Origin of the sequence: Bradyrhizobium sp., from assembly GCF_049798375.1 — a bacterium.
GTDB lineage: Bacteria > Pseudomonadota > Alphaproteobacteria > Rhizobiales > Xanthobacteraceae > Bradyrhizobium.
The window spans coordinates 1-9,033 of sequence record NZ_JBARGP010000024.1 but is presented as its reverse complement, the minus strand read 5'-3'; the positions used below and the strand labels follow the sequence as shown (position 1 = coordinate 9,033).

11 protein-coding genes are annotated in these 9,033 nt (G+C 65.7%); 5 read left to right on the top strand and 6 right to left on the bottom strand.

Annotation, left to right across the window (positions count from 1 at the left end):
- The 4 genes from WA702_RS00935 to WA702_RS00920 all read right to left on the bottom strand — a co-directional run.
- Positions 1 to 1,143 (bottom strand): DEAD/DEAH box helicase family protein (locus WA702_RS00935; protein WP_425108648.1); only part of this gene is annotated, 1,143 nt, incomplete at its 3' end.
- Positions 1,144 to 1,379: 236 nt separating this feature from the next.
- Entirely contained in the window at positions 1,380 to 1,562 is a 183-nt protein-coding gene (locus WA702_RS00930; RefSeq protein WP_425108647.1) for a hypothetical protein, read from the bottom strand.
- A 57-nt stretch (positions 1,563 to 1,619) separates the two neighbouring features.
- On the bottom strand, positions 1,620 to 1,832 hold the full coding sequence (locus WA702_RS00925) for a hypothetical protein (protein WP_425108646.1): 213 nt from the start codon (positions 1,830 to 1,832) through the stop codon (positions 1,620 to 1,622).
- A 66-nt stretch (positions 1,833 to 1,898) separates the two neighbouring features.
- Positions 1,899 to 2,825: a LysR substrate-binding domain-containing protein gene (locus tag WA702_RS00920; RefSeq protein WP_425108645.1), complete on the bottom strand. Its 927-nt coding sequence runs from the start codon at positions 2,823 to 2,825 to the stop codon at positions 1,899 to 1,901.
- 163 nt (positions 2,826 to 2,988) lie between these two features.
- On the opposite strand from WA702_RS00920, the gene WA702_RS00915 reads away from it, so the two are divergent.
- Together WA702_RS00915 and WA702_RS00910 are read left to right on the top strand one after the other, a co-directional pair.
- Positions 2,989 to 3,696: a glutathione S-transferase N-terminal domain-containing protein gene (locus WA702_RS00915; protein ID WP_425108644.1), complete on the top strand. Its 708-nt coding sequence runs from the start codon at positions 2,989 to 2,991 to the stop codon at positions 3,694 to 3,696.
- Positions 3,697 to 3,818: 122 nt separating this feature from the next.
- On the top strand, positions 3,819 to 4,514 hold the full coding sequence (locus tag WA702_RS00910; RefSeq protein ID WP_425108643.1) for a glutathione S-transferase family protein: 696 nt from the start codon (positions 3,819 to 3,821) through the stop codon (positions 4,512 to 4,514).
- Here the strand turns inward: WA702_RS00910 and WA702_RS00905 are convergent.
- Positions 4,511 to 5,296 carry a crotonase/enoyl-CoA hydratase family protein gene (locus WA702_RS00905; RefSeq protein WP_425108642.1) on the bottom strand — a complete coding sequence of 262 codons (786 nt, stop codon included), beginning with the start codon at positions 5,294 to 5,296 and terminating at the stop codon, positions 4,511 to 4,513. The genes WA702_RS00910 and WA702_RS00905 overlap by 4 nt on opposite strands.
- An 86-nt stretch (positions 5,297 to 5,382) precedes the next feature.
- Between WA702_RS00905 and WA702_RS00900 the strand changes: the two genes are divergently transcribed.
- On the top strand, positions 5,383 to 5,982 hold the full coding sequence (locus WA702_RS00900; protein WP_425108641.1) for a TetR/AcrR family transcriptional regulator: 600 nt from the start codon (positions 5,383 to 5,385) through the stop codon (positions 5,980 to 5,982).
- On the opposite strand, the gene WA702_RS00895 is transcribed toward WA702_RS00900, so the two are convergent.
- Positions 5,979 to 6,875: a cysteine-rich CWC family protein gene (locus WA702_RS00895; RefSeq protein ID WP_425108640.1), complete on the bottom strand. Its 897-nt coding sequence runs from the start codon at positions 6,873 to 6,875 to the stop codon at positions 5,979 to 5,981. The two genes, WA702_RS00900 and WA702_RS00895, sit on opposite strands and share 4 nt — an antisense overlap.
- A gap of 127 nt (positions 6,876 to 7,002) precedes the next feature.
- On the opposite strand from WA702_RS00895, the gene WA702_RS00890 reads away from it, so the two are divergent.
- The gene (locus WA702_RS00890) at positions 7,003 to 8,571 is read left to right on the top strand and encodes a DUF1800 domain-containing protein (protein ID WP_425108639.1); all 1,569 of its coding nucleotides are present in this window, start codon (positions 7,003 to 7,005) and stop codon (positions 8,569 to 8,571) included.
- The coding region (locus WA702_RS00885) for a DUF1501 domain-containing protein (RefSeq protein ID WP_425108638.1) at positions 8,568 to 9,033 on the top strand (466 nt) is incomplete at its 3' end. The genes WA702_RS00890 and WA702_RS00885, both read left to right, overlap by 4 nt.

The following is a 9,033-nucleotide window of genomic DNA, read 5'->3' as shown; positions in this document are numbered from 1 at the left end:
CATCGCCGTGTAGGTCTCGACCGAGCCGATACCATAGATGCAGGACACCGAGGCGACGATGATGACGTCGTCGCGCTCCAGCAGCGCGCGCGTCGCCGAATGGCGCATGCGGTCGATCTGCTCGTTGATCGAGGAGTCCTTCTCGATATAGGTGTCGGTGCGCGGGACGTAGGCCTCGGGCTGGTAGTAGTCGTAATAGGAGACGAAATACTCGACCGCGTTGTCGGGGAAGAAGCTCTTGAACTCGCCATAGAGCTGCGCGGCCAGGGTCTTGTTCGGCGCCAGGATGATGGCCGGGCGCTGCGTCGCCTCGATCACCTTGGCCATGGTGTAGGTCTTGCCCGAGCCGGTGACGCCGAGCAGCACCTGCGAGCGGTCGTTGCGGTTGATGCCCTCGACTAGCTCCGCGATCGCGGTGGGCTGGTCGCCCTTCGGCTCGTAGGGTGACTTGATGACGAAGGGAACGCCGCCTTCGCTCTTCTCCGGGCGCGGCGGCCGGTGCGGCGTCCACACCTTGGTCGAGCCGTCATCCTTGCGAAATTCCGGCCGGCCCTCGCGGATCAGGTTTTCCAACGCGTCGGCCGTGGCCTTGACGCCGAGCGCCTCCATCTTGCTGCGCGGCGGACGCGCCAGGGCTTCGTCGTCGTCCTCGGCGGTCGGCAGGCCGAGCTGCCGCGCCAGTTCCGGATCGAGCGTGGGGATGGTGGCTGATGTGCCGTAGTTCGTCTGGCGGGATTCGGAGAGGCCGTCACGGGGGGAGCCCGCGTCCTGGTCATCGTCTGCCTGCGGAAGTTTGGATGACGAGCGTGCCCCCGGCGGCTGCGGGTTCGGACGCAGCGGCAGCGGCACCCGGTCGAACGAACCCTCAGGAAAACTCTTCGGCGTCGAGGCCCGGGCGCGATGGGCGGCGGCCTCGCCGCCGGCGCGGCGATCCCTGGAATTATCCGGCGGCGGTTGCAAGCCGGTCGACGAGCCGATGCCGCTCTCGCCTCTGTTGATGGCGGGATTGAGCAGCTCGGCCAGCGCCGGCGCGATCGGCTGCATGTCGGGCCGATGCGCTTTCGATTTTGGCGCTTTCGACTCGAGCGCTTTCGACTTGGGGGATCTGGACGGATTTTTCGGAGTGTCGGGGGTCTTCGCCATGGCCAGAATATGGGCCCGACAGGTTCGACATGAAAGGGCGAAGACCGGCTGCGCTGTGCATCAGCCGGGAACCCGCGCTGCATGCCACCGCCGACGTTCGCGGCGTGAGCAATTGGCGGCAGGGCTGCGCCGCGCGATTCGCACTCACTTGGCTTGCGAGATGCGATGCAATCGAAAGCGATCTCGATATGGTCGAGCCGCGCCAAGCGGACATGGAGCAGGGGGCTGGATGCTGCTCAATGCCGGGTGGGCGGCTCGACGATATCGAGATGGACGCCGTGGCACGCGGTGCATTGCTGCGCCCAATATTCGGCGCCTCCACGACTCGCGATCACGCGCAGGATGGTCAGCTGCGCGTCGCAGCTGGGGCATCGCGAGCGAACCGGTGATGTCATTTGCCAGGTGACGGGCTTGGCCATGGAGATGGTCCGCATTCAACAAGCTCCACTACATCTTTCAGTGTGCATTGAAAGAGGTCAACCCCAACGCTCGCGGAAACGGTCGATATGACTCTTCGCATCGGCGATGGCCATCTGCGCGTCCGACCAGGCAAAGCCGACCTCGAGGCTTGGAAAGGCAACGCCGTTGATGAGGACCGGACTCATGTCGGCGCGCCGGATCCGCGCATGCCACAGCCCACGCCCCGCTTCGAACGGTTCGATGGCAAAATTCTCATACAGGAAAGTCATTCAGCCGCCCTATGTGTCCCGAACGGAGACAACATCATGAATCCGGCTGGCGGGATGTGAAGCGGTTCACAAGGCCGCATCTTTTTTGCCGGCATCGCGCCGGCTGGATGGACGCGACGCGGGCTGAGCCGCCGCCGCGCGTGTGATCCAGCGGCGAAATGCAGCAAAGTCGCGCTGCTCAGCCTGGAAGCTGCGATACACCAGATACCAGCGCTCGCCTTTGGGGACGCTCAGTTCGAAAGGTGCAACTAATCGTCCGGCGGCGAGGTCGTCATCGATATAGGGCCGGATGCCCATGGCGACGCCGAGGCCGTCGATCGCGGCCTGCAGCGCCTGTCCGTAGTATTGGAACTCGGTACCGCGCGCCGTGATCCGCGTAGTACCGGCGGCCTTCAACCAGAGCGGCCAATCTTCCGCGGCGTGGGCGACACGCAGCAGTGTCGGCCCCTTGAGGTCGGCCGGCCGCTTCAACGAGGCGGCGAGCCGCGGCGTGCAGACCGGCAGCAGGTCGGCCTCGAACAATGGCTCGGCCACGAGGCCGGGCCAGTTGCCATCACCAAGCTTGATGCCGCAACTCCAGTCCTCACCGAACGGCACCATGTCACCGAAGGTGGTGATGCGCACCTCGATGCCGGGCTTCTCGGTGCGGAAGTCGGCGAGATGCGGGATCAGCCATTTCAGCGCGAACGTCGGCCCGACGCCAAGCGTCAGCACCCGCGCCGCCTCTGGCGCCATGATCTGCGCGGTGAGGCTCGCCAGCGCGTCGAAGATCGGGGTCAGCCCGCTCTGATAGCTGCGGCCCACGGCGGTCAGCACCAGCCGGTTGGCCCTGCGCTCGAACAGCGTCACGTCGAGCCGCTGCTCCAACAGGTTGACCATGCGGCTGATCGCGGCGGCCGAGACGTTCATCTCGGTGCCCGCCGCGGCGAAGCTGCCCGTGCGCGCGGCCGCTTCGAAGGCCTTGATGCCGTTGAGGAAGAGAAGCCGCCGCATGGTGAGAAGAGCCTCAGGAAAACTGATGCAGGGCATCGTAGTACGATTTGCGCCGCCAATCACCTCGCCGCGATCAGCCGTGATGCCCATTGACTTGCGGCCGCGTTCCGGCGATTTTCATGCAAATGCATCTTTCTTCGAAGTGCACAGCGAGGACCGCGCCATGATCGATCTCTATTACTGGACCACGCCGAACGGCCACAAGATCACGATGTTCCTGGAGGAGACGGGACTGCCGTACAACATCATTCCGATCAACATCGGCAAGGGCGAGCAGTTCACGCCGGAGTTTCTGCACGTGGCGCCGAACAACCGGATTCCGGCGCTGGTCGATCATGAACCTAAAGGCGGCGGCAAGCCGTTACAGATCTTCGAATCCGGGGCGATGCTGCTTTACCTTGCGGAGAAGACCGGGCAGTTCCTGCCGGCCAATCTCTACGGCCGTTACGACGTGATCCAGTGGACATTCTGGCAGATGGGCGGGCTCGGGCCGATGGCCGGGCAGAACCACCATTTCAGCAACTACGCGCCCGAGAAGATTCCCTACGCCATCGACCGCTATGTCAACGAGACCAACCGGCTTTACGGCGTGCTCAACAAGCGCCTGGCGGGACGCGAGTTCATTGCCGACGATTACTCGATCGCCGACATGGCCTGCTATCCCTGGATCGTGCCATACAAGAACCAGGGCCAGAACATCGACGACTTCCCGAACCTGAAGCGCTGGCTCGCCGACATCGCGGCACGCCCCGCCACGGAGCGCGCCTATGCGCGGGCGAAAGAAGTCAATCCGAATTTCGGCAAGCCGGTCAACCGCACCGAGGAGGAACGCAAGGTGCTGTTCGGGCAGACGGCTGCGGTGGTGCGGTAACCGTCGTCATTGCGAGCGCAGCGAAGCAATCCAGAAGCGGCAAAGCAAGGCCTGGATTGCTTCGTCCCTTTCGCTCCTCGCAATGACGGGTTATGAGATGTCGAAATTTCAGAGGAGCGCGCATGTCACTGAAACTCTACGAGCTCGTCGGCACCGATGCGAGCAGGCCGTTCAGCCCGTATTGCTGGCGCACCCGGATGGCCCTGGCGCACAAGGGGCTGTCGGCGGAATCGATTCCGTGGCGCTTCACCGAGAAGGCCGCGATCGCGCCGCACGGCTCCGAGAAGGTGCCGGTGATGCTCGACGGCGACAAGCCGGTGGTGGATTCTTGGGCGATCGCGAACTATCTCGAAGACGCCTATCCGGACCGGCCGTCGCTGTTCGGCGGCGAGGGCGGCCGCGCCACCGCGCGCTTTATGAACTGGTGGGGCGATATCGCCGTCGTCGGCGGCATCTTTCCCATGATCGTCGCCGACATCCCGACAAACCTAGCCGCTGAGGATGCCGCCGATTTCCGCGCCTCGCGCGAGGCGCGGTTCGGCAAGAGCCTGGAAGAGGTGACGGCCCCGCGCGATCAGACGGTGACGGCGTTCCGCAAGTCGCTCGATCCGCTACGGCTGACCTTGAAGACGCAGCCCTTCCTCGGCGGCGACCAGCCGAACTACACAGACTATATCGTGTTCGGCGGCTTCCAATGGGCGCGCGTGGTCAGCCCCTTCCGCCTGCTTGAAGAAACCGATCCGGTCCATGCCTGGCGCGAACGGCTGTTCGATGCGTTCGACGGCATGGCGCGCAACTCGCCGGGCCATCCGGCCTAACCGGCAAAGCGCGGCGGCCGGCGTGCGATCCACGCCGCCAGCCCTTCATCGAGATCGGCGCTGTCGACCAGGCCGGCGAACTGCTCGCTTTCGACCTGCAGCCCTTCTGATATCGCCATGTTGAGGCCGCGCGTTGTGGCGGTGACGACGCTACGCACCGCACCGGGCGAATGCCTGACGATGCGTTGGGCGAGCGCGCGAGCGGCGGGCAGCAGTTCGTCATGCGGCACGACGGCATTGATGAGGCCGATCTCAAGCGCGCGCTCCGGCGTGAACGGATCGCCGGTCAGCAACAGCTCAAGGCCGCGCTTGCGGCCCACGAGACGCGGCAGCCGCTGCGTGCCGCCGAAGGTCGGCGGCATGCCGAGCCTGATCTCCGGCTTGGCAAACGAGGCGCGTTCGCTCGCGATCGCGAGGTGCACGGCCTCCGTGATCTCGCAGCCGCCGCCGAAGGCAAGGCCGTTGACCGCGGCGATCACCGGCTTGCCGAACGCCTCCAGCCGTGCCGTCATCGTTTGTCCGCGCCGCACGAATTCGCTGACAGCCGCATCCCGGCCGCGCCGGACGCTTTCGGAAAACTCATGAATGTCGGCGCCGGCCGAGAAGGCGCGCTCCCCCGCGCCGGTCAGGATCACCGCGCGCACCTCAGGATCGGTCTCGATGCGGTCGAGCGCGGTCATGAGCTCATCGATCAGCCCATAGCTCAGCGCGTTCAGTTGCTCCGGCCGGTTCAGCGTCAGCAGGGCGATGCGATCGTCGACCGCGGTGATGATGTCGGGCATGGCGGGATCTCCAATGGATGGTTCGCCCGCCAAGCTAAGAGACTGTCCGCATTGTGTATATTCACTGGTCAGTATACATACGGCGAATGCCACGCTCGTCCGATTCCACCCGCGCCCGCATTCTCGCCGCCGCCAATTCGCTGTTCTACGCCGAAGGGATCAGGGCCGTCAGCGTCGATGCGGTCGCCGACAAGGCCGGCCTGACCAAGAAGACGCTGTATTATCACTTCCGCAGCAAGGACGATCTGGTCGCGGCCTATCTCGCCGCGCGCGACCAGCCGAATCTTCTGCTGTTCAAGCGCTGGTTCGACGAGGCCAACGGCGCGCTGCCTGACAAGGTCGCAGCAATCTTTACTCGCCTCGCGCGATCAGCGCGACACCCGAAATGGCGTGGCTGCGGCTTCCTGCGCACCACGGCCGAGCTCGCCAATCTGCCCGGGCATCCGGCCATCCAGATCGGCGCCGCGCACAAGAAGAAGTTCGAGACCTGGCTGCGTCAAACCTTCACAGCCGAAGGCATCGCATCTTCCGCGCAGCTGGCGCGGCAGATGCTGCTGCTGCTCGACGGCTCGTTCGCAGTGGTGCTGCTGCATCGCGACCCCAGCTATATGGAGACCGCAGGCGAGGCCGCGCACGCGCTGGTCGCCGCTGCGCTGCCGAAGCGCACGGCTGCGCGACGGCGCTAGCCGAGGACGGCGCGTTCGCGCAACATCGTCAGCACGGCATCGAGACCCGGCAGCACGGCGGCGCAGCGGGCACGCGTCTCGTCGGTCGGCGGCAAGATATCCGGCACCATGATGGTGATCGTGCCGGCGGCATGGGCGGCTGCGACGCCGGGATTGGAGTCTTCGATCGCCAGACAGGCAGCCGGTTGCGCGCCCAAGCGTTCGGCCGCGAGCAGATAGAGATCCGGGTTCGGCTTGCCGCGCCGGACATCGTCGCGGGTCAGGATCGCATCGAAGCGATCGCCGATGCCGGCAAGTCCGAGATGCTGGTCGGCGGTGCGGCGCGAGGATGAGGTGACGATCGCCTTCGGCAGCTTTGCAGCGTCGATCGCATCGAGCAGCGCAATGGCGCCGGGCTTTAGCGGCGGCCCTAGCCGCATGATGTCAGAGCAATGCGTGGCGAAGGCGCGGTTGGCCCGATGAAGCGGGAAGTCCTTGCCGAAATGGTCGATGAACATGCGTTCGCAGTCGGGCCCGGGAAGGCCGATCATGCTGTGGCACAGCGCCTCGACGCCGTCCGTGTAGCCGAGCGAGCCGAGCGCGGCGATGGACGCTTCAAGATAGACCGTCTCGGTGTCGAGCAGCGTTCCGTCCATATCGAGCAGGATTGCGGCGATCGTCCAGCGGTCCATCAGCGACGTCGCTCGGTGTTGTTCAGCGAGACGGTGCAGGCAGTCGCGGCAGAGACAGTCCTGATAGCTGTCAGCTTGTTGTAAGGTCGGCAGCGGCAGCCGCACGTCCTCCTCCATGCACCAGCAGGCGCCGCCGGGATCGCAGCCGAACTCGGTTCCGCAGGCGGCGCAGACGAGCTGCCGCTTCGCGCCGCCTAAACGATTTGTCGCGTTCGGAACCAAGATCGTTACGTCCTTTTCATTCGAGGTTCATCTGCAGGCCAACTATAATGCGGCGTCGTCTTGAGCGCCACCGGCTGCGGCTCGCCACGGGCGCGATGCGCACAAGGACATCGGAAAGAGGATATCGATGGCCCGTGATCCGCAAGCGGCTCTGGTCGCCCTCAATCGTTTCGGCCTTGGTGCGCGCGGCGGTGCCTCCGGCGACCTCGTCAACGCTGCGTCCGATCCGCGCGGTTTCGTCAAGCTTGAGCTGAGCCGCCCCAACGGCGCGCTGCTGGAGCTGCCGGGACTGCAGTCGACAGCGGCGCTGGCGCAGGCCGTGTTCGCCTATCAGGACGAGGTCAAGCGGGCGCGGGAGGCGGCCAAGGAGGCTGCGAAAGACAGGAACGGCGCGCCGCCGACGGAAGGCGCGGCGCCCGAGCGGCGCTCGCTCTCGCTCGATAAGGTCGCGACCAGCATCGCCGGCGTCTCGGAGACGAAGCCCACCGAGGGCGGCAGCATGGCAATGACGGCGCCAGGCGCGGTGTATCAGCCCAATCCGGCGATGCAGCCCAATGTGGCCAAGCCGCCGCAACAGCCACTCAACGTGATCCAGAAAACCTTTCGCGCCGAGGCGCTGGCGCGGCTGCAGCGCGCGGCGCAAGCCGATTGCGGCATCACCGAGCGGCTGGTGGCGTTCTGGTCTAATCATTTCTGCATCTCCGCCAGCAAGGGCGAGCTGGCGCGGATCTGGGCCGGCAGCTTCGAACGCGAGGCGATCCGGCCGCATGTGCTCGGCCGCTTCGGTGACATGGTCAAAGCCGTCGAGCAGCATCCGGCGATGCTGTTCTTTCTCGACAACCAGCAATCGCTCGGACCGGACTCGCGTGCCGGGCTGAACCGCAAGCGCGGCCTGAACGAGAATCTCGCCCGCGAGATCATGGAGCTGCACACGCTCGGCGTCGGCTCCGGCTACACGCAGGACGATGTCACCTCGCTGGCGCGCATCATCACCGGATGGACCTTCGTCGGCCGGCAAGGCAAGCTCGGCGTGCCCGGCAGCTTCGTCTTCAACGCCAATGCCCACCAGCCGGGGCCGCAGCTTCTGCTCGGCAAGACCTATCAGGACAACGGCGTCGCGCAGGGCGAGGCCGCGCTTGCTGACATCGCACGGCATCCGGCCACGGCGAAATTCATCGCCACTAAATTCGTCCGCCATTTCGTCGCCGATGATCCGCCGCCAGCGCTGGTCGCGCAGCTCGAGGGCGTGTTCAGAAAGACCGACGGCGACCTCAAAGCGATGACGTCGGCGCTGGTCGATGCCGACGCGGCGTGGTCGGCGCCGATGACCAAGATCCGCAACCCCAATGAATTCCTGGTCGCCTCCGGGCGGCTGCTGGCCCGCGTGCCTGAGGATGCCGGTCCCTACCTCGGCGCGCTCAATGCGCTCGGACAGCCGTTGTGGACGCCGGCCGGGCCGAACGGCTTTGCCGATACCAACGCCGCGTGGGCTGCGCCTGAGGGCATGAAGCTGCGGCTCGACATCTCGGCGCAGCTCGCTTCGCGGATCGGCAACAGCATCGATCCGCGCGAGCTGCTCGACGAGGTCGCGGCCGATGCCGCGTCCAGCGAAACCCGCCGCACCATCGAGCGTGCCGAGACACGGCAGCAGGCGCTGGCGCTGCTGCTGATGTCACCGGAATTCCAGAGGAGATGACGATGGCGTTGATCACAAGCCGGACCGGTCTGGTCACCTCGCGCCGGGCGCTGCTGCTCGGCGGTGCAGCGTTTGCCGCGTGGGCCTATGTGCCGAAATTCGCGCGTGCCGCTGATACCCGCGATCCACGGCTGATCGTCGTGATCCTGCGCGGCGCGCTGGACGGCCTTGCCACCGTGGCTCCGCTCAGTGATCCCGATTATGCCGGGCTCCATGGCGCGATCGCACTTCAGGCCGACGGCCCGCACGCGGCGCCCATGCTCGATTCTTTCTTCGCGCTACATCCGTCGATGCCGGAATTCGCGCGGATGTATCGCGACAAGCAGGCGGCCGTGGTTCATGCGGTGGCGACGCCGTATCGCGATCGCTCGCATTTCGATGGCCAGGACGTGCTGGAGAGCGGCTTTCCAGGGCCGGGCCGGGTGCAGTCCGGCTGGCTCAACCGCGCCGTCGAGGCGTTGC

What these genes read in the sequence shown, in the direction of transcription:
- WA702_RS00905 (WP_425108642.1), bottom strand. Translation starts at nt 5,296, where the DNA reads ATGCCCGACATCATCACCGCGGTCGACGATCGCATCGCCCTGCTGACG.
- WA702_RS00915 (WP_425108644.1), top strand. Translation starts at nt 2,989, where the DNA reads ATGATCGATCTCTATTACTGGACCACGCCGAACGGCCACAAGATCACG.
- WA702_RS00900 (WP_425108641.1), top strand. Translation starts at nt 5,383, where the DNA reads ATGCCACGCTCGTCCGATTCCACCCGCGCCCGCATTCTCGCCGCCGCC.
- WA702_RS00925 (WP_425108646.1), bottom strand. Translation starts at nt 1,832, where the DNA reads ATGACTTTCCTGTATGAGAATTTTGCCATCGAACCGTTCGAAGCGGGG.
- WA702_RS00920 (WP_425108645.1), bottom strand. Translation starts at nt 2,825, where the DNA reads ATGCGGCGGCTTCTCTTCCTCAACGGCATCAAGGCCTTCGAAGCGGCC.
- WA702_RS00910 (WP_425108643.1), top strand. Translation starts at nt 3,819, where the DNA reads ATGTCACTGAAACTCTACGAGCTCGTCGGCACCGATGCGAGCAGGCCG.
- WA702_RS00930 (WP_425108647.1), bottom strand. Translation starts at nt 1,562, where the DNA reads ATGGCCAAGCCCGTCACCTGGCAAATGACATCACCGGTTCGCTCGCGA.
- WA702_RS00890 (WP_425108639.1), top strand. Translation starts at nt 7,003, where the DNA reads ATGGCCCGTGATCCGCAAGCGGCTCTGGTCGCCCTCAATCGTTTCGGC.